The 19,882-nt window shown below is 65.0% G+C and carries 17 protein-coding genes; 6 read left to right on the top strand and 11 right to left on the bottom strand.

Annotated elements, in window-relative coordinates:
- Positions 1-152 precede the first annotated feature (152 nt).
- Entirely contained in the window at positions 153-1,637 is a 1,485-nt protein-coding gene (gene prpD, locus E8F12_RS08155; RefSeq protein ID WP_280324748.1) for a 2-methylcitrate dehydratase, read from the bottom strand.
- 126 nt (positions 1,638-1,763) lie between these two features.
- Between prpD and E8F12_RS08150 the strand changes: the two genes are divergently transcribed.
- Complete coding sequence (locus E8F12_RS08150; protein WP_280324747.1) at positions 1,764-1,907, top strand: hypothetical protein; 144 nt, start codon at positions 1,764-1,766, stop codon at positions 1,905-1,907.
- Between the two features lie 150 nt (positions 1,908-2,057).
- Entirely contained in the window at positions 2,058-2,627 is a 570-nt protein-coding gene (locus E8F12_RS08145; RefSeq protein WP_280324746.1) for a hypothetical protein, read from the top strand.
- A gap of 179 nt (positions 2,628-2,806) precedes the next feature.
- On the opposite strand, the gene E8F12_RS08140 is transcribed toward E8F12_RS08145, so the two are convergent.
- The 6 genes from E8F12_RS08140 to E8F12_RS08115 form a co-directional block, all read right to left on the bottom strand.
- Complete coding sequence (locus E8F12_RS08140; RefSeq protein ID WP_280324745.1) at positions 2,807-3,898, bottom strand: PAS domain S-box protein; 1,092 nt, start codon at positions 3,896-3,898, stop codon at positions 2,807-2,809.
- Between the two features lie 68 nt (positions 3,899-3,966).
- The gene (locus E8F12_RS08135; RefSeq protein WP_280324744.1) at positions 3,967-4,938 is read right to left on the bottom strand and encodes a PDR/VanB family oxidoreductase; all 972 of its coding nucleotides are present in this window, start codon (positions 4,936-4,938) and stop codon (positions 3,967-3,969) included.
- A gap of 64 nt (positions 4,939-5,002) precedes the next feature.
- The gene (gabD, locus tag E8F12_RS08130) at positions 5,003-6,451 is read right to left on the bottom strand and encodes an NADP-dependent succinate-semialdehyde dehydrogenase (RefSeq protein WP_280324743.1); all 1,449 of its coding nucleotides are present in this window, start codon (positions 6,449-6,451) and stop codon (positions 5,003-5,005) included.
- A 60-nt stretch (positions 6,452-6,511) separates the two neighbouring features.
- Positions 6,512-7,633: a ring-hydroxylating oxygenase subunit alpha gene (locus E8F12_RS08125; protein WP_280324742.1), complete on the bottom strand. Its 1,122-nt coding sequence runs from the start codon at positions 7,631-7,633 to the stop codon at positions 6,512-6,514.
- A 257-nt stretch (positions 7,634-7,890) separates the two neighbouring features.
- Positions 7,891-9,504 (bottom strand): BCCT family transporter, encoded by a 1,614-nt coding sequence (locus tag E8F12_RS08120; protein WP_280324741.1) that lies wholly within the window; start codon positions 9,502-9,504, stop codon positions 7,891-7,893.
- A 212-nt stretch (positions 9,505-9,716) separates the two neighbouring features.
- Positions 9,717-10,796 (bottom strand): tartrate dehydrogenase, encoded by a 1,080-nt coding sequence (locus E8F12_RS08115; RefSeq protein WP_280324740.1) that lies wholly within the window; start codon positions 10,794-10,796, stop codon positions 9,717-9,719.
- A gap of 110 nt (positions 10,797-10,906) precedes the next feature.
- On the opposite strand from E8F12_RS08115, the gene E8F12_RS08110 reads away from it, so the two are divergent.
- Positions 10,907-11,815: a LysR substrate-binding domain-containing protein gene (locus tag E8F12_RS08110; RefSeq protein ID WP_280324739.1), complete on the top strand. Its 909-nt coding sequence runs from the start codon at positions 10,907-10,909 to the stop codon at positions 11,813-11,815.
- 113 nt (positions 11,816-11,928) lie between these two features.
- The gene (locus tag E8F12_RS08105; RefSeq protein WP_280324738.1) at positions 11,929-12,264 is read left to right on the top strand and encodes a DUF3703 domain-containing protein; all 336 of its coding nucleotides are present in this window, start codon (positions 11,929-11,931) and stop codon (positions 12,262-12,264) included.
- A 540-nt stretch (positions 12,265-12,804) separates the two neighbouring features.
- On the opposite strand, the gene E8F12_RS08100 is transcribed toward E8F12_RS08105, so the two are convergent.
- From E8F12_RS08100 to E8F12_RS08085, 4 genes are all read right to left on the bottom strand, one after another.
- On the bottom strand, positions 12,805-13,629 hold the full coding sequence (locus tag E8F12_RS08100; RefSeq protein WP_280324737.1) for a class I SAM-dependent methyltransferase: 825 nt from the start codon (positions 13,627-13,629) through the stop codon (positions 12,805-12,807).
- 65 nt (positions 13,630-13,694) lie between these two features.
- Positions 13,695-14,435, bottom strand: a complete 741-nt coding sequence (locus tag E8F12_RS08095; protein ID WP_280324736.1) for a sulfite exporter TauE/SafE family protein — start codon at positions 14,433-14,435, stop codon at positions 13,695-13,697.
- 333 nt (positions 14,436-14,768) lie between these two features.
- Complete coding sequence (locus tag E8F12_RS08090; RefSeq protein WP_280324735.1) at positions 14,769-15,038, bottom strand: hypothetical protein; 270 nt, start codon at positions 15,036-15,038, stop codon at positions 14,769-14,771.
- Between the two features lie 168 nt (positions 15,039-15,206).
- A complete protein-coding gene (locus tag E8F12_RS08085; protein ID WP_280324761.1) occupies positions 15,207-16,154 on the bottom strand; it encodes a LysR family transcriptional regulator in 948 nt (315 codons plus the stop codon).
- Between the two features lie 425 nt (positions 16,155-16,579).
- Between E8F12_RS08085 and E8F12_RS08080 the strand changes: the two genes are divergently transcribed.
- Both E8F12_RS08080 and E8F12_RS08075 read left to right on the top strand, forming a co-directional pair.
- Positions 16,580-18,295, top strand: coding sequence for an AMP-binding protein (locus E8F12_RS08080; RefSeq protein WP_280324734.1), 1,716 nt, complete (start codon positions 16,580-16,582; stop codon positions 18,293-18,295).
- Between the two features lie 82 nt (positions 18,296-18,377).
- The coding region (locus tag E8F12_RS08075) for a CoA-acylating methylmalonate-semialdehyde dehydrogenase (RefSeq protein WP_280324733.1) at positions 18,378-19,882 on the top strand (1,505 nt) is incomplete at its 3' end.

Raw genomic sequence — 19,882 nt, 5'->3', positions numbered from 1 at the left:
ACCCCTCTCCAACGGAACGCGAAACGCGCCCGACCAAAGTCCATAAAGTATAGGAGCCTTCTATCGCGCGCAGGGCGTAGCCTGACGACCAGTCACGAAACGATGGCCACCAACGACCTATCCCGAGGAGCCGCTGGCAGCGGCGCCAGCCCTCAGCCTGCGAACAGCTCCATGAAGCGGTCCACTGCAGTCGCCTCCAGCGCCGCCTGGTCCTTGCATAGCGCGAATATCTGCGCGCAGCGCTGGGGTGCGAAGTGGGTTGCCAGGCTGGCCCTGAACTTGTCTTCCAGCAGTGGGATGCCTTCGCTGCGCCGGCGGCGGTGGCCAATGGGGTATTCGACCTCCACCTGCAGCGTACTGCTGCCGTCCTTGAAGAACACCTGCACGGCATTGGCGATGGAGCGTTTGTCGGGCTCCAGGTATTCACGGCTGTAACGCGGGTCCTCGACTATCTCCATCCTGCCGCGCAGCTGATCGATGATCGGGTGGGCCTGGTGGAAGTCGTCCTCGTAGTGTTCGGCGACCAGCCCACCAAAGACGAGGGCCACGGCAGTCATGTACTGGATGCAGTGGTCGCGGTCGGCGGCGTTGGCCAGGGGGCCGACCTTGGAAATGATGCGGATGGCCGATTCCTGGGTGACGATGCGGATGCGATCGATCTCCAGCAGGCGGTCCTTGACCTGCGGATGCAGGCGCACCGCCGCTTCGCACGCGGTCTGGCCGTGGAACTCGGCCGGGAAGCTGACCTTGAACAGGATGTTCTCCATCACGTAGCAGCCGAAGCCCTGGGGCAGGCTGAAGCGGCGCTTGTCCTCCGGTTTCGTCGCCAGGTCCTTGTTGGTGTGGCTGAAGGACACGTCGTAGAAGCCCCATTCGGAAGCGCTCAGGACGCCGGGAATGCCCATCTCGCCACGCAGGGCGATATCGGCCAGGCGCACGCCGCGGCTGGTGGCGTCGCCGGCGGCCCAGGACTTGCGCGAGCCGGCGTTCGGCGCATGGCGGTAGGTGCGCAGCGACTGGCCGTCGACGAAAGCGTGGGAAACGGCCGAGAGCAGTTGCTCGCGATCGGCACCCATCAGCCAGGCGCAGACCGCGGTGGACGCCAGCTTGACCAGCACTACATGGTCCAGGCCGACTCGGTTGAAGGAGTTCTCCAGGGCGAACACCCCCTGGATTTCGTGGGCCTTGACCATGGCCTCCAACACCACCCGCATCGTCAGCGGTGCCTCGCCCCGGGCCACGCGCCGCTGTGACAAGTGGTCGGCCACCGCGAGAATGCCGCCGAGGTTATCCGAGGGGTGGCCCCATTCGGCCGCCAACCAGGTGTCGTTGAAATCCAGCCAGCGGATCATCGCCCCCAGGTCCCAGGCGGCCTTGACCGGGTCTAGTCGATAGCTGGTGCCCGGCACCCGCGCGCCATGTGGCACCTGGGTGCACTCCACCTGCGGGCCGAGCAGCTTGGTGCACTCGGGAAAACGCAACGCCAGCAAGGCGCAACCGAGGCTGTCCATCAGGCAGTTGCGCGCGGTATCCAGGGCCTCCGTAGACTCGACCCGGTAATCCAGCACATAGTCGGCGATGTCCTGGATCACCTGGTCGTAGGGGGGCCGCTGGTTCAAGTCGACATTGCTGCTCATGGCCTAACCTCCACGTTCACCGATGGCTCCAGTGTATGCCCGTCAGACCGCCGGGCGACCGGCGGTCGTCGAACCGACCCAGGTTGTGCTGGGCTTAGGGAAAGGAACCCGCCAAAGGAGCCCGCGATGAACACCGACCCGAATGTGCGCACACCCGCGCCCAGGCCCCCGGGCCCCAGCCAGCCCCCGCAGCAGGTTCCGGCGCCGGATGTGAAGCGCATGAGCGACAACGCCCCGAGCAAGAACAAGAAGCCGGATGACTGGGACTGATGCCCCGGTCCCGGATCTCATCCGGGATACGACCTGACACCCAGTAGGGTGCGCCATGCGCACCAGGGTTCCCGCATATGGAGCCCCGGCCCCTTTGCAGGTATCTTCTCGGGTTATCGCCATCCGCACCCCACAGGACCCGCCTGATCCATGAGCAGTCGCGCATTCCGGGCCGCTGTTTTCTGCCTTGCCGCCCTTTCTTCGGCCGCCACCTTCGCCAAGGTGGAGGTCCAGCCCGTCCAGCACAATAAGGTGGGCCGGATACTCGCCGTGGAGATTTCCGGGGACATCGCCCCGGGTGACTACGAGGCACTGATGAAGGGTATTCGCGACAACCCCGGCGCGTTCGCTCGCAAGCTGGTGCTGCTGGACAACATCGGCGGCAGCGTGACCGAGGCCATCCGCATGGGACGCCTGCTGCGGGAAACCGGCTTCGACACCATGGTACCGACCGATGGCGTCTGCCAGGGCAGCTGTGTCTACCTGCTCGCGGCTGGCCGCAACAGAAGCGTGCGCGGCTATGTCGGCCTGCACCGGCCCTACTTCCCCAATGGCGATTCGGCGCTAGCCGACTCCTCTGTCGGCCCCCGCTACAGCCCGGCGGCCTACTTCAAGGAAATGAACGTGCCGCTTGGCCTGCTGAACGAGATGAACGGCATTGAACCCACAAGCATGCGCGTGCTGACCCGCGACGAGCTGGCGCGGTACGGGTTGAATTGATGGTCGATTGAGGGACTGGCCGGTCCTGGGGGGGCGATTTCAATCGCGAAAACGGGCTGCAGGCCCGCCGTCGCATCGTAGGTTGGGCTGAGTTCCACGAAGCCCAACGACGCTGAGCCCGCAGTCAGGAATGTTGGGCTTCGCAGGCTCAGCACCAACCTACGGAACGTCCAAGTGTCCTAGCGCCCCTGCAACTCCCGCAACTGCGCCTCCAGCTCCGCCACCCGCGCCTCCAGCGCCTGGTGCTCGGCGCGGGCGGCGGTGATGTCGTCGTAGACGCTGATCAGATGCTCCGGATTGCCGTCGCGGGCATTGCGCTGAACCGAGGTGCGGACCTTCACCCAGATGTAGCTGCCGTCCTTGCGGCGGAAGCGTTTTTCCATGGTGCTGACGGATTCTTCGCCGTCCAGCAATCGCCTGATCTGGGCCAGGTTCGCGGCGAGGTCGTCGGGGTGGGTGAGCGCGTGAAAGGTCAGGCCGGCGAGCTCTTCGGCGTCATAGCCCAGCAGCTGGCAGAGCGGCTGATTGACCCGTTGCCACTGCCCGTCCAGGCCGATGTAGGCCAGGGCGCCGCCGGCCAGTTCGAAGATGGCGCGGAAGCGCTCCTCGCTCTGCCGCAGTTCATCCTCCACCCGTTTGCGTTCCGTGCTGTCCAGGCTCACGCCGACCATTTTCACCGAGCGCCCGGCGCTGTCCTGCAGGGAGGTGGCGCGGGAGGTGATCCAGCGTTGCTCGCCATTGGGATGGAAGATGCGGAAGTCGAATTCGTAGCCTTTGCCCTCGGCTACGCACTCGCGGTAGATGGCTTGCAGAGCCTCCACGTCCTCGGGATGCAGATGCGCCCAGAAATCCTCGTTGCGGCGCACCGGCCAGCCGTACACAGCCTCGACGTTGGCCGAGTAGGAGACTTCGTCGGTGATCAGGTTCCATTCCCAGTTGACGATGCCCGCGCTTTCCTGGGCCAGCTTCATGCGCGCTTCGCTTTCCATGATCTCGGCGGTGTACTTGCGCCGCACATCGGTCATGGGCAGGTCCTGCACCTCGACGTGCTGGGCATCCTGCAGGGCCTCGTCGCCGTAGCGCAGCCAGATCCAGTTGACCTTGAGGAAGGTCGCCAGCTTGCGCAGGTTGTCGTAGTCGATCTCGCCGCCACGGGTCCATTTGTGCACGGCGGTGCGCGAAATGCCGAGCACCGTGGCTACGGCCTGGAGAGTCAGTTTCTGGTGTTCGAGCAGTTCTTTGAGGCGGAAGGCGAAGCTGTTTTCTGTCATGGCAAGACATGTCCCTGAGCCAGGCGACGCAGTATACACGTCGCCAGCTCCGCCCCTGCCAGCGCCCGCTACAGGTCGAGGACCAGGCGCTGCCCCTTGGCCCGCGACACGCACAGCATCATGGTTTGCTGGGCCGCCTTTTCCTCGTCGCTGAGGTACTGGTCGAAGTGCTCGGCCTCGCCTTCGAGGATGCGCGTTTCGCAGGTGCCGCAGACCCCCTCGCGGCACAGGCATTCCACCCCGGCGGCATTGGTCTTCTCGATGGCCTGGAGAATGGTCATGCCCTCCTCCACCTGCAGCTCGCGGCCGGACTTGGCCAGCACCACGGTGAAGGCGCCACCAGTGGCTGGCGCGGCGGCGAACTGTTCCCAGTGCACGCGGGCGTCACTCACGCCCTGGACCTTGGCAGTGGCGATTACCGCATCGATCAGCGGCTTGGGACCGCAGACGTAGAGGTGGGCATCGGCGTCCAGGTTGCCGATCAACTCGGACAGGTTGAGCTGGGTGCCCAAGCTGTCGACATGGAAGCGCACCTGCTCGGCATGGGGGCCCTCGGCCAGGTCAGCCTGGAAGGCGCCGTGTTCCGGGCTGCGGAAGGCGTAGTGCAGTTGGTATTCGGCGCCCCGGGCGCGCAGCTCCGGGAGCTGGGCGAGGAAGGGGGTGATGCCGATGCCGCCGGCGATCAGCACGTGCCTGCCGGCGGAAGGATCGATGGCGAACAGGTTGTTCGGATTGGAGATCACCAGTTCACTGCCCACTTCCACCTGCTGGTGCATGAAGGCCGAACCGCCCTTGGACTGCTCTTCCAGGCGCACGCCGATCTGATAGCTGGAGGTGTCTGCCGGGTCGCTCATCAGCGAATACGCGTTGCTGAACTGCCGGCCGTCGGCGCCCTTCATCTGCACGATGATGTGGCTGCCGCCGGTGAAAGCCGGCAGCGGCTGGCCGTCGGTACGCTCCAGGGTGAAGCGCTTGATCAGGGGGGTCGCCTGCTCCACCGCGGTCACGCGGGCAGGCATCATTTCATAGGAGTTGGCCATCGCTCACCTCTGTTGCGACTGCGGGCGGCGCCGGGCGCCACCCTGTGGTGCGTGGTGCCCGCCGTTATACGGCGAGGCACAGGTACTTCATTTCCAGGTAGTCCTCGATGCCGTACTTCGAGCCTTCGCGGCCGAGGCCGGACTGCTTGACGCCACCGAAGGGAGCCACCTCGTTGGAGATCAGGCCGGTGTTGATGCCGACCATGCCGTACTCCAGCTGCTCGGCGATCTTCCACACGCGGCCGATGTCGCGGCTGTAGAAGTAAGCCGCCAGGCCGTAGAGGGTGTCGTTGGCCAGGCGCACCACCTCCTCGTCCGAGGAGAAGCGCACCAGGGGCGCCACCGGGCCGAAGATTTCCTCGTCCAGCAGTTGCATGCCCGGCGCTACGCCGGTCAGCACCGTGGGCTGCAGGAAGTTGCCGCCCCGGCCGTGGACTTCGCCGCCCACCAGCACTTCGGCGCCCTTCTCCACCGCGTCGCTCATCAGGCTTCGGACCTTGTCCAGGGCCTTGCCGGTGATCAGCGGACCGATCTGGGTGCCGCCTTCCAGGCCGTGACCGACGCGCAGTTCGCTCACCCGCGCGGCGAAGCGCTCGGCGAAGGTGTCGTAGACGGCATCGTGGATATAGAAGCGGTTGACGCAGACGCAGGTCTGGCCGGCGTTGCGGTACTTGGCGACCAGGGCGCCTTCCACGGCCGCATCGATATCCGCGTCGTCGAAGACGATGAAGGGCGCGTTGCCGCCCAGCTCCAGGGAAACCTTCTTGATGGTGGGCGCGCATTGGCCCATCAGCAGGCGGCCCACCGGGGTGGAACCGGTGAAGCTGAGCTTGCGTACCAGCGGGTTGCCGGTCAGCTGCGCGCCGATGGCCACGGCGTCACCGGTGACTATGTTCAGCACGCCGTCCGGCACGCCGGCGCGTTTGGCCAGTTCGGCCAGGGCCAGGGCGGAGAACGGCGTTTCGTTGGCCGGCTTGACCACGATGGTGCAGCCCGCCGCCAGGGCCGGCGCCACCTTGCGGGTGATCATCGCCGAGGGGAAGTTCCAGGGCGTGATCGCGGCGCAGACGCCGATGCCCTGCTTGATCACCAGCAGGCGCTTGTCGCCAGCCGGCGAGGGAATCACGTCGCCGTAGACGCGCTTGCCCTCCTCCGCGAACCACTCGATGAAGGAGGCGGCGTAGCGGATCTCGCCAATGGCCTCGGTCAGGGGCTTGCCCTGCTCCAGGGTCATCAGGCGCGCCAGGTCGTCTTCGTGCTGCAGCATCAGCTCGAACCAGCGGCGCAGAATCTGCGCGCGTTCCTTGGCGGTGCGCGCACGCCAGGCCGGCAGCGCGGCGTCGGCGGCCTCGATGGCGCGCAGGGTCTCGGCGCCGCCCATGTTCGGCACGTAGCCAAGCAGCTCGCCGTTGCCGGGGTCGGTCACGTCCACCGTGCGGCCGTCGTCGGCGTCGCTCCAGGCACCGGCGATGAACGCCTGCTGGCGGAACAGATCATTGTCTTTCAGGTTCACGCGGGAATACCTCTTGTACGCAAGGCGGGCCGCCGCTGAGGGCAGCGGCGGCCACGGCCATCAACGGTCCAGGTGGGCGACGGCGATCAGGTTGTGGAAGTGGGCGATACCGTGCTCACTCTGCCCACTGCGCTGGCGGTCGGCCATGATCCGGCCCTGGCCGCGGTAGCCGCGGGACTTCAGGCCCTTCTGCACGCTTTCCACCAGGCGCAGGTCTTCGGGGCGGAAGACGTCGCGGTACCACTCGATCAGCGACTGCTGCTCGGGGGTGATGTCCTTGTTCAGGAAATAGATGTCGTAGTGCTGCAGGGTGACCTCGGCGCTGACCGGGAACTCGTAGATCACGGTCATGAAGTTGCCGCCGGGCGGTGCGTTGAACATGGTGCACGGCCAGGCCCAGAAGCCGCTGAAGGATGGGTCCTTGACCGACTCGTCGAACTTGAAGGACTTCTCGGACGGCTTGGCCACGCCGTACTGCAGCGACCAGTTGCCGAACATGGTGTGGCTGTACTGGCTGACGTCCACCGAGTCGGAGAAGCCCGGGTGGGCCGGGGCGCAGTGGTAGCACTCCATGTAGTTGTCGACGATGGACTTCCAGTTGGCCGGGGTTTCGGTGACGAAGCGCGCCGCCAGGTGCAGGTCGTCCACCACCGGGCAGGCCTGGCGCAGGCGCGCCTCGAAGCCGGGCAGCTGCTCTTCCACCGAGCCGGCGTCGAGGTTCATGTTGACGAAGACGAAGCCGGCGTACTCCTCCACGCGCAACTGCACGAGGCTGGAGTTCTCCTTGTCGAAGTTGGCCACGTGATCGCAGTTGCGCGCATGAGCCAGTTCGCCGTCGAGCTTGAAGGTCCAGGCGTGGTATGGGCAGGTGATCACGTTCTTGGCCTTGCCGTTGCCCTGGAGCAACTGGTGACCACGGTGCGGGCAGACGTTGTAGAAGGCGCGCAGCACGCTGTCGCGGCCCCGCACGACGATGATGCTCTCGCCGATGTACTCGCGGGTGATGTAGGCATTGCTCTCGGCCACCTCACTGCGATGCCCCACGCAGACCCAGCTGTTGGCGAAAATCTTTTCCTGCTCGTGCTCGAAGATCTCCGGGCGGGTGTAGTAGCTGGCGGGAATGGTGTAGGCCTCATCGGCGTTGGCGCAGAAATCGGCGGGGAGGCGTTGGATATCGTTCATCGTCTGTACTCCAGGCATTTTCAGGGCACCGGCTGGGCCGGGCCATCACAGCTATTTACTTATGGTTAACGCAAATCTGTCAGTTAACAGAAAGGGCAAAATTTTTTGGGCCGAAGGCCGGTAGGTTGCGGCAGAGCGAAGCGAAGCCCAACAGGGAATGCTCGGACCTCCCGTTGGGCTTCGCGGAACTCAGCCCAACCTACAAGAGCAATGCGCCCACACATCCCCGCGCGTCCATGCGCGGGGCACAACTCAACTCATTGCGCGGTAGCGGTGTTCAGGCGCACGCCCTCTTCCGCTTGCGGCGGCTCGACGCTCTCGTCCAGGCCACGGCGCACTGCTTCTTCCTCGATCAGGTGCGCCGGCATGCTGCCGTAGTCTTCCAGCAACCACTTGAAGAAGCCGTAGATCTTGGTCAGCAGGATCAGCAGGAAAGGAATCGCGGTCAGTACCACCGCGGTCTTCATGGTGGACAGCGAGGCCTTGGCGAACAGCATGGCCAGTGGGATCAGGGTTAGCATCACGCACCAGAACAGGCGGTGGGTCGGGGTCGGGTCCTGGCCTTCCTTGAGGTTGCGGGTGCTGGTGGCCGCCACGGCGTAGGCAGCCGCATCCATATGGGAGGCGCAGAACACCGCCATGATGAACAGGTACACCGCGAGGAACACCTTGCCGAACGGTAGCGAGGTCAGCAGCATCTCGACGGCAGTCTCGCCACCTTGCTCGCTGAGGATCCGCGGCACGTCGATGGCCCCGGTGATGAACTGGTGCATGCTGAAGCTCTCCAGCGCGCCGAAGAAGAACCAGCAGCCCAGGCTACCGCCGAGCAGCAGCGCGGCGACCACTTCCTTGATCTTGCGGCCCTTGGACACGCGGGTGACGAACATCGCCACGCCCGGCGCGTAGGACACCCACCAGAGCCAGTAGAAGACCGTCCAGTTGCGGGTGAAGGCACCGTCGCCCGCGGGGTCGGTGAACAGACTCATGTGCACGTAGTTCTGGATCATCAGGCCGATGGCGTTGGCGGTGTTGTTCAGGGTGAACTGGGTCGGACCGACCAGGAACACCACGCCGGCGAATGCCAGCGCGCCGACGCAGACCATCTTGGAGAGGCGCTGCATGCCGCCATCGATGCCGATGTAGGAGCTGAGGGAGAAGATCACCGCCACCGCGCCGATCACCACCAACTGGGTGACGAAGGTATCCGGGACGCCGGTGAGGCCGGCCAGGCCGCGGGTCAGGGTCGAGGCGGTGAGCGCCAGGGACACCGTCAGCGCGCCGAACATGGTCAGCAGGAAGATCAGGTCCACCAGCCGACCCACCGGGCCGTTGGCGCGGAAACCGGTCACCGCCTCGATGATCGAGGCCAGGCCCAGGCCGCTCTTCTTGCGCACGTGGAAGTGATAGGCCAGGGCCAGGGACGCCAGGGCGTAGAGCGCCCAGGCACTGATGCCCCAATGGAAGAAGGAGTAGCTGACGCTGTATTCCAGGGCCTGACGCGAGCCGGCGGCGATGTTCAGCCCCGGCGTCTGGTAGTAGTAGGCCCATTCCATCACCCCCCAGTAGAGGGTCGAGGAGCCCATGCCGGCGCAGATGAACATGAACACCCAGGTCATGTTGGTGTATTCCGGCTTGCCGTTGCCGAGGCGGATGTTGCCGTACTTGCTGAAGGCCAGGTACAGCACGGCCAGGGCGCAGCCGAAGACGAACAGTTGCACCGTGGTGCCGAAGGTGCGGGTGGAAACTTCGAAGAGCCGGTTGGCCAGTGCCTCCGACTCGGCAGGGAAAGCAGCAAGACCGATCACGGTCAGGACCACGGCTATCAGGCTCGCCGTGATCAAGAACATGTCTTTCTTATTGTTGTTGGACATCGATATCTCCTGGAACTGGATAACCCGGCACCCCATCAGGCAGAGGGCCACCGGACTACGCTATTTGTTAATCATTGGTTTACGCTAATCCATTGGTTAACAGATTGTCCGAAATAAGCCCTCAACGCAACTCCTGTCGGACAATTCGCCGGCCGTCTGTCACCTGCGCAAAAAACGCCGGCCGCCCGTTCTCACGGTCGGCCGGATGAAACTCACAATGCCTTGGCGATGGCCTCCCCCACTTCCTGGGTCGAAGCCTTGCCGCCCAGGTCCGGGGTCACCGGACCTTCGGCGATGACCTGCTCGATGGCGCGCAGGATGCCGTCGTGGGCCGCCTTGTAGCGCTCGTCGCCATTGCCGAGGAAGTCCAGCATCAGGGCGCCGGACCAGATCATGGCGATCGGGTTGGCGATGTTGCGGCCGTAGATGTCCGGCGCGGAACCATGCACCGGCTCGAACAGCGACGGGAACTTGCGCTCCGGGTTGAGGTTGGCCGAGGGCGCGATGCCGATGGTGCCGGCGCAGGCCGGGCCGAGGTCAGAGAGGATGTCGCCGAACAGGTTGGAGGCCACCACCACATCGAAGCGGTCCGGCTGCAGCACGAAGCGCGCGCAGAGGATGTCGATGTGCTGCTTGTCCCACTTGATCGCCGGGTACTTCTCCGCCATCGCGGCCACCCGCTCATCCCAGTAGGGCATGCTCACCGCCATGCCGTTGGACTTGGTCGCCGCGGTCAGTTGCTTGCGCTCGCGGGTCTGCGCCAGGTCAAAGGCATACTTGAGGATGCGGTCGACGCCACGACGGGTGAACACCGATTCCTGCAACACGAACTCATGCTCGGTGCCCTCGAACATGCGGCCGCCCAGGGAGGAGTATTCGCCCTCGGTGTTCTCGCGGATCACCACGAAGTCGATATCACCCGGCTCGCGGCCGGCCAGCGGGCAGGGTACGCCGGGGAACAGGCGCACCGGGCGGATGTTCACATACTGGTCGAAGTCGCGGCGAAACTTCAGCAGCGATCCCCAGAGGGAGATGTGGTCGGGCACCTTGTCCGGCCAGCCCACGGCGCCGAAGTAGAGGGCGTCGAAGCCCTTCAGCCGCTCGAACCAGTCGTCCGGCATCATCTTGCCGTGCTGCAGGTAGTAATCGCAACTGGCCCACTCGATGGTCTCGAAGGAAAGGTCCAGGCCCCACTTGCGGGCCGCTGCCTCGACGACCCGCAGGCCTTCTGGGAGAACTTCGTTGCCGATGCCGTCGCCGGCGATGGCGGCGATCTTGAATGTCTTGCTCATGCTGGTCGTGCCCTTGGTGAAGAAGCCATGTTCAGGCGGGATGGCGACCATGCTATAAGGACTCCACGCAAAGATAATCCAGCAGTCCATTGATAGATAAGACACGAATCGTGAATAGTCTGCCCAACCTGGAAGACCTCCGCGTCTTCGTCCTGGTGGCCCGCCGCTCCAGCTTCGCCGCAGTCGCCAGCGAAATGGGGACCTCCCCCGCCTTCGTCAGCAAACGCATCCGCCTCCTGGAAGAAAGCCTCGGCGTGCGCCTGCTGCACCGCACCACCCGGCGCGTGGCGGTGAGCGAGGATGGCGAACGTGTGTACCGCTGGGCGCAGCACATATTCGATGCGGTGGAGCGGATGACCGATGAAGTTTCCGAGCTCCATCAGGAGCCGCGCGGGCAATTGCGCATCGTCAGCAGCTTCGGCCTCGGCCGTCGCCTGGTGGCCCCCGCGCTCTCGGAGTTGTCGGCGCGCTACCCGGCGCTGGATATCCGCCTGGACCTCTCCGACCGCCTGGTGGATCTGATCGACGAAGGCTTCGACCTGGATATCCGCATCGGCGACAACATCGCCCCCAACCTGATCGCCAAGCCGCTCGCCGAGAACAGCCGCATCCTCTGCGCCTCCCCCGCCTACCTGGCGCACCGTGGCGAACCCGGCAGCCTGGCGGAACTGGCGGGCCACGACTGCCTGGTAATCAAGGAACGCGACCATCCTTTCGGCCTCTGGCGCCTGCTGGGGCCGACCGGCGAGGAAAACGTGAAGGTCACCGGCCCGCTCTCAGCCAACAATGGCGAGATCGTCCACCAGTGGGCGGTGGATGGACGCGGCATCGCCCTGCGCTCCTGGTGGGACGTGGGTGAAAGCCTGGAGAACGGCCGCCTGGTGCACATCCTTCCCGAGTACCGCCAGCCGGCGAACATCTGGGCCGTCTACGCCGCGCCGCTGGACACTTCGGCGAAGATCCGCGTGGCGGTGGAGTTCTTCCGGCAGTATTTCCAGCGGCAGCGCGCAACTCCGTAGGGGAATAACGCTTTTCTTATTCACCATCGAGGCTGGGCCCGACTCCGCAAGGTTGACCCTTGAGTAACTACAGGGTGTTCACTGCAGCAACACCCGCCCCCAGGAACGTATCCATGAAACCCGCACTGCGCATCGCCCTCGACCAAGCCTTCGAACAGGCGGTCGACGCCCTCGCCAACCGTGATCCGCAACTCGCCTACCCCTGGCTGGAGCGCGCGCATATTCTCAGCCAGTGCCTGCCGCTGCCTCATACCCGCAGCCACTGGCTGATGCTGCTGGCGGGCTGGCAACAGCGCGACTTCCGCGAAGTCCTCGGTCATGCCCTGCGCATTCCCGCCGCCCTGCTCTTCTCCCGCCTCTGGGTGCCACTGGGCAATACCGGCCGGGCCAGGGTCAGTGCCTTCAAGACGATGCCATTGCCCGAGGAGCTGCGCCGGCTACTCGACTAGAAGCTGCGGCGCTGGAATGGGTTGCCGGCCGCGCCTGAAGGCGCGACCGGGCTGTTCAAGGGTTTCGTCCTTGAAGGGGAAAAAGGACCGGCACGGGCCTGACGCAAAGGCATGGGTTCCGTGCCAGCCAACGCTCGTCGGATCGAGCCTTTTCAGCATGGACGCCAGCCAGTCGCGCGGTCGGGCCATTCGCACCTGCCGTTTGCACCGTCCGGCGACTGGAACTGCCGTTCCAGAGCCCGATTCACGCCCCGCCGCGATGGCGTGCTGCCTTACCGATAAAGCGACAAACGGTGTTACACCAAAGTCGTAAAACCCGAACTATTTCAACGCGGTTTCGCCCGGCATTGACTAGGGTAATTACGTCCCCTTGCAGAGGACAGTTTAGAGTCGTCACGGCCGCCACCTCCCCCCGTAAGTTGCTCGCGCCGTGACGGCTTCTTTTATTCCCGCCGCCTGTTACCTGCTATCTGCCCTCAATTCGGCGCTATTCCTGTAGGAGCGAATTCATTCGCGAAGCAGACCGCAGGTCTGTCGCCCTCAACAGCGCTTGACCGCCTGCAAGGTAAAGCTGAGCGGCAACCGCCAGCGATCCCTGTGCAGCCGCCACTCCCCCGCCTCGTCCAGGACCATCCGCCCGGGCAGCGCTTGCCAGGGAATGCTGTCGTGCTCCTCCAGCGCGGTGATCTCCATACCGTGCTTCAGCAGCGCGGTGATGATCTCGCCCAGGCCGTGGTTCCACTCGTGGGTCAGGGTGGCCGTCAGCGGCGTATCGGTTTCCACGTAGGTACTGTCGTCGTCCCAGACCGTGGGCTCGGCTCGTTCGAAGTAGGGGTACTCGATCACCAGCCCACCTTCCCGCGTTTCATTCACGGCCAAGAGCATCGGGTGCCCGTCACGAATGAACAGGCGCCCGCCCGGCTTCAGCAAGGCGGCCACTACACGGGCCCAACCGTCGATGCCGGGCAACCAGCAGAGGGCGCCGATACCGGTGTAGACCAGGTCGAAGCTGCCCGCCGACAGCACCTGGTCGGCCTGGTAGAGATCGGACTCGACAAAGTCCAGCTCCGCCCCACAGCGCCGCGCCAGCAACCGGGCCTGTTCGAGGGACGCGGAGGAGAAGTCCAGCCCGGTCATCCGCGCGCCCAGGCGGGCCAGCGACAGGGTATCGGTGCCTATGCGGCATTGCAGGTGAACGCCGCGCAGGCCTTTGATATCGCCCAGGCGTGGCAGGTCGAAGCGCACCACATCCGAGAGGTAGTGCGGATCGCTGGCGAAGGACTCGGCGCAATAGCCGCGGGAAGCCGCGTGCAGGGGTGCGCGCTGGTCCCAGTTGGCCTTGTTCAGACGCATGTAATCGCTCATGGCATGACTCCTTTCTTGCCTGAAATACGAGAGGCGCCACCCTAGTCCCGGGCCCGGGCCGGCGTCTACAGGTTCTGCACGATCAGTTGCACACCCGTTACCAGTAGCCCTACCCAGGCGATGCGGTAGAACCAGTTGTGGTTGACCCGGCTCTGCAACCAGATACCCAGCCACACGCCCAACACTACTATCGGCGCGAGCGCCAGGCTGGCGGTCAGGCTAGTGGCGGTGAACTGCCCCAGCAGCGCGTAGGGCACCAGCTTGACTGCGTTGGTCAGGAGGAAGAAGACGTTCACCGTGGCCACGTAGCGCACCTTGTCCAGCTGCTGCGGCAGCAGGTACATCATGATCGGCGGGCCGCCGGCATGGGCGACGAAACTGGTGAAGCCGGCGATGCCGGACAGCAGCGATCCCTTGGCCACCCCGGGCGAACTCGGCGCCTGGGCGGCTGCTGCGTTCAGTACATTGAGCAGGAAGAAGGCGATGGCGATGCCGCCGATCAGGAGACCGATCAGGCGCTCGCTGAGCAGGCCGAAGCTCAGGGTGCCGATCAGCACGCCGACCAGGGCGCCGGGCAGCATGATCTTCAGGTTGGGCAGATCCCACTTGCCGTAGAAACGGCGCAGGCCGGTGATATCGGCCATGCAGAGGATGGGCAGCATGATCGCCGCCGCCTGGGTGGGCGGCATCATCAGCGCCAGCAACGGCACGGCGATGCCGCCCAGGGCGCCGCCGAAGCCTCCTTTGGAAATGCCCGTCAGCAGGACGGCGGGTACGCCCAGGAGAAAGAGTTCGACGAAGGACATCGGCTGGCGGCCTGTTCAGGTTGGGGCGCCATTATCACCAACTTTTGCAGCAACGCCGGCCGCGCCGATAGCCAAAAGGGGGGCGGTCAGCGAACGCCCCGATAGCGTCGGGCGCATCCGGCCGGACACCCGCGCGATCCGCCGGTCACCTACAAACATGCAGGTATACATACGGCCTAAACTGAAATTGTCCGAAAGAGGACAAAGCCATCGCAGCCGAAACCCGATTGGGTCTTAGGGGGTGATGGTTAACCTTGCTGAACAGACCTTCCGCCACGGCGATGTGCTCACGCTGTGGCGGTTTCTTTTGGATGAATCGCAGGACTCGTCGACTCACTCCACCTTCTGCTGCGTCAGCAACAGCGGCACCTCGCCACGGGCCACGCTAATCTCTACCAGAATCTGGTCAGCCGAGTTCTCCAACGCTCCCCGCCCCATCAACGATTGCATGGTAATGCCGGTGATCAGCCAGCTCTCGCCGGACGCAGGGCAATCCACCGCCACCCCGACAGTGCCATCCGGCCCTATCGTGCATTTCACGACATGGCCAGGCAGAAAGGCCGAGAGTCTGGTTTGCAGCCGGGTTTCAAGCCTATGTTTCATGAGCCCTCCCCTTGCCCCAAACGATGCTCCAGGTCTTTGCCTCAGGCCGGTCGCATCACGAAGAATCGGGGCCGAGTGAGCTGTATAGCTCATTGCCGACAGGGCAACGGGGCATATTGGTTACCGTTTGGCGGAATCGGGAAAGCGTGCTTGTGGAGAGGTTTCCCGTCAGCCGGAGGGGAACAGCATCGAGTCGCTTTCGCCCATCAACCAGGACCGATTCAGCTCGGCGCAAGCGTGCAGATGCTCCGCCACCAGGGTGATCCGCTTGAGCCTGCGCAGGTCCTCGCTGTAGTAGATCCAGAACTGCCGGGTTACCTCCACCTCGTGCGGCAGCACTTCTTGCAAGCGCGGATCCCCCGCGGCCATGAAGCACGGCAGGATGGCCAGCGCCTGCCCCTGCAGGGCGGCCTGGTACTGCGCGATCACGCTGGTGCTACGCAGTTGGCTCATGGCGCCGGGCAGCAGATCGTTCAGGTAGAGCAGCTTGGGACTGAAAGCCAGGTCCTCGACATAGGTGATGAACGGATGGCCGGCCAGGTCTTCGCGGCGCTCGATTGGTGGCTGGCGTTGCAGATACTCGGGCGAGGCGTACAGGCGCAGCCGGTAGTCGCACAGCCTGGAACAGACGTAGGGGCCCCGCTCCGGTCGCTCCAGGGTGATGGCGATGTCCGCCTCGCGGCGTGACAGGCTGACGAAATGCGGCACCGGCAGGATGTCCGCCGAGATGTGCGGATACCGCTCGAGGAAGCGGCTCATCTGTGCGGTGACGAAGTAGGAACCGAAGCCCTCCGTGCAGCCGATGCGCACATGCCCCGATAGCCCCAGGCGAGTGCCCGACACCTGTTCGCAGGCGGCCTGCAGGGTGCTCTCCAGCGTCTCGGCATGCCCCAGCAGGCGCTGCCCCTCGACGGTGAGGACAAAGCCAGCCGCCCGCGACTTCTCGAACAGCAAGGCGCCCAGGGCCTGCTCCAGGGCACGAACGCGGCGCGAGACCGTCGTGTAGTCGACGCCCAGGCGCCGCGCCGCGCCGGTCGCCGTACGCGTGCGAGCGACTTCCAGAAAGAAACGCAGGTCGTCCCACTTCACCTGGTCGACCTTGGTGCTTTTATGCATGTCCATCGGCTTTTTTCGTCAGCTCATGCTGGATAGATGCCTGCATCTACTCACACCCGACAGCGCTGGGCCAAGAGAAATATTGAGGCACGCAAGCCTGCGGTCGGCTTGATGACCTATGATTTTTATGCACAACGCACCGGTTATTTTGCGAGTTCTTATCTGATTTGCGCCTGCCTATACTCAACCCACCAACCCGGTCGGCCTGCGCCAGGAACCGGACAAGACCCGACAAAAATAAACAAGGGCACCCACCATGACCTCAGCAATGCCTAGCAGCCTCCCCGCGCCAACCGCAACACCAGCCGCATGGCGCTTTGCGCCCGGCGCCCTTCGATCCCCGGCCCTCGCCGGCTGACCAGTAGCCCGGAACCTTCTCCGTATCCGCACCTGTCCGCCGCCCACGGCGATCGCTGGAGATTCACATGAGCAACAACTGCCTCCCCTTCCTGGCTGCACGCGACTTCCTCCTGGCCCACCGCACCGACTACGCCACCGCCGTGCGTGACTTCCGCTGGCCGCAGCTCAAGGAATTCAACTGGGCGCTGGACTACTTCGACAGCATGGCCAGGGACAACGACGCCACGGCGCTCTGGATAGTCGGAGACCAGGGCCGCGAGCAGCATTACAGCTTCCGCGACCTGTCCACGCGTTCCAACCGCGTGGCCAACCACCTGCGGCAGCTCGGCGTGCAGCGCGGCGAGCGCATCCTGCTGATGCTCGGCAATGAAGTGGCGCTCTGGGAGATCATGCTGGCGGCATTCAAGATCGGCGCCGTGGTCATCCCCGCCACCGCCCTGCTCACCCCCGAAGACCTGCGCGACCGCCTCGACCGCGGACGGGTCAGCCACGTCATCGCCGGCAGCGCCAATACCCGGAAGTTCGACGGCTTGGACGGCGACTACACCCGCATCAGTGTCGGCGAGCCGGTGCAGGGCTGGATCGACCATACCGACGCCCTCGCCTGCTCCAGCGAATTCGAGCCGGACGGCATCACCCTGGCCACCGACCCGCTCCTGCTCTACTTCACCTCCGGCACCACCTCCAAGCCCAAGCTGGTGCTGCACAGCCACCAGAGCTACCCGGTCGGCCACCTTTCCACCATGTACTGGATCGGCCTGCAACCCGGCGACCTGCACCTGAACATCTCCTCCCCCGGCTGGGCCAAGCATGCCTGGAGCTGCTTCTTCGCCCCCTGGAACGCCGGCGCCTGCGTCTTCATCTACGACGTGCCGCGCTTCTCCGCCCGCGGCTTGCTGGAAACCCTGGCCAGCCACGGCATCACCAGCCTCTGCGCGCCACCCACCGTCTGGCGGATGCTGGTGCAGGAAGACCTCGCCGCCTACCGCACGCGCCTGAGCCTGCGGGAGCTGGTGGGCGCCGGCGAGCCAATGAACCCGGAAATCATCGAGCACGTCCAGGAGGCCTGGGGATTGACCCTGCGCGACGGCTTCGGCCAGTCGGAAACCACTGCGCTGATCGGCAACACTCCGGGCCAGAGACTCAAGGTCGGCTCCATGGGCCGCCCCCTGCCCGGCTACCGGGTAGTGCTTCTGGATGCCGACGGCAACCCGCGCGAGGAAGGCGAAGTGGCGCTGCAGTTCGACCCGCGCCCCCTGGGCATGATGACCTGCTACGAAGACAGCCCGGAGAAGACCGCCGAAGTCACCCGCGGCGGCCATTACCGCACCGGCGACACCGCCGCCCGCGATGCCGACGGCTACATCACCTTCGTCGGCCGCGCCGATGACGTGTTCAAGTCCTCGGACTACCGCATCAGCCCCTTCGAGCTGGAAAGCGCGCTGATCGAACACGAGGCCGTGATGGAAGTGGCCATAGTGCCGAGCCCGGACCCCGTGCGCCTGGCAGTGCCCAAGGCCTTCCTGATCCTCGCTCCCGGCCACGCCGCGAGCGCAGCCCTGGCCGCCGAGATACTCGCCTTCGGCCGCAAGCACCTGGCGCCCTACAAGCGGGTGCGCCGCATCGAGTTCGTCAGCGAACTGCCCAAGACCATCTCCGGGAAGATCCGCCGCGTCGAACTACGCCGCATCGAGCTGCAACGTCGCCAGGAACACACGCGGGCCGAACTGGAGTTCTTCGAGGAAGACTTCCCCGCCCTGCGGACCGAGACCGCCAACTGAGCGCCATCCCTTTCACCGGGGCCGAGTCATCGGCCCCAGGGCAACTTCGCCCTGACGATTCACTCACGACAGGATAGGAACCATGAGCCAGAACACCTCCATCCCCACGGTCAAGCTGCTGATCGACGGCAAGCTGGTCGAGTCCCGCACCAGCCAATGGCGCGACGTGGTCAACCCGGCCACCCAGGAAGTCCTGGCCCGCGTGCCTTTCGCCACCGAAGACGAAATGAACGCCGCCGTCGCCAGCGCCAAGGCCGCCTTCAAGACCTGGCGCAAGACCCCGATCGGCGCCCGTGCGCGCATCTTCCTCAAGTACCAGCAGCTGATCCGCGAGAACATGAAGGAGCTGGCCGCCCTCCTCACCGCCGAACAGGGCAAGACCCTGCCGGATGCCGAGGGCGACATCTTCCGCGGCCTGGAAGTGGTGGAGCACGCCGCCAACATCGGCACCCTGCAGATGGGCGAGCTGGCCAACAACGTGGCCGGCGGCGTGGACACCTACACCCTCAACCAGCCGCTCGGCGTATGCGCCGGCATCACCCCGTTCAACTTTCCGGCGATGATTCCGCTGTGGATGTTCCCCATGGCAATCGCCACCGGCAATACCTTCATCCTCAAGCCGTCCGAGCAGGACCCGATGGTGACCATGCGCCTGGCCGAACTGGCCATGGAAGCCGGTGTGCCGGCCGGCGTGCTCAACGTCATCCATGGTGGCGCCGATGCGGTGAACCTGCTCTGCGACCACCCGGATATCAAGGCGGTATCCTTCGTCGGTTCGACCAAGGTCGGCACCCACGTCTACAACCGCGCCACCCTGAACGGCAAGCGCGCCCAGTGCATGATGGGCGCGAAGAACCACGCCATCGTTCTGCCCGACGCCCACAAGCAGCAGACCCTGAACAACCTCGCCGGCGCCGCCTTCGGCGCGGCAGGCCAGCGCTGCATGGCGCTGTCGGTGGTGATCCTGGTCGGCGAGGCGCAAACCTGGTTGCCGGACCTGGTGGAGAAGGCCAAGAGCCTGAAGATCGGCGCAGGCGTCGAGGCCGGCACCGATGTCGGCCCGGTGGTGTCCTGCGCCGCGCTGGATCGTGTCAGCAGTCTGATCGCCGCCGGCGAGAAGGAAGGCGCACAGCTGGTGCTCGACGGCCGCGACCCTCAGGTGTCCGGCTACGCCAAGGGCAACTTTGTCGGCCCGACCATTTTCGCCGGCGTCACCCCGGAGATGACCATCTACCGCGAGGAGGTCTTCGGACCGGTGCTCTGCGTCGTGAGCGCCGCCACCCTGGACGAGGCCATCGCCTTCATCAACGCCAACCCCAATGGCAACGGCACCGCTCTGTTCACCCGCTCCGGCGCCGCCGCGCGGCACTTCCAGGAAGAGATCGACGTCGGCCAGGTGGGCATCAACGTACCGATCCCGGTACCGGTGCCGCTGTTCTCCTTCACTGGTTCGCGCGCTTCCAAGCTCGGCGACCTCGGCCCGTACGGCAAGCAGGTGGTGCAGTTCTACACCCAGACCAAGACCGTCACCTCGCGCTGGTTCGACGAGGACGAAGTCGGCGGCGCGGTGAACACCACCATCACCCT

Source organism: Pseudomonas sp. BN102, from assembly GCF_029871245.1.
Classification (GTDB): Bacteria; Pseudomonadota; Gammaproteobacteria; order Pseudomonadales; family Pseudomonadaceae; genus Metapseudomonas.
This window is presented reverse-complemented; position numbering and strand designations above follow the sequence as displayed.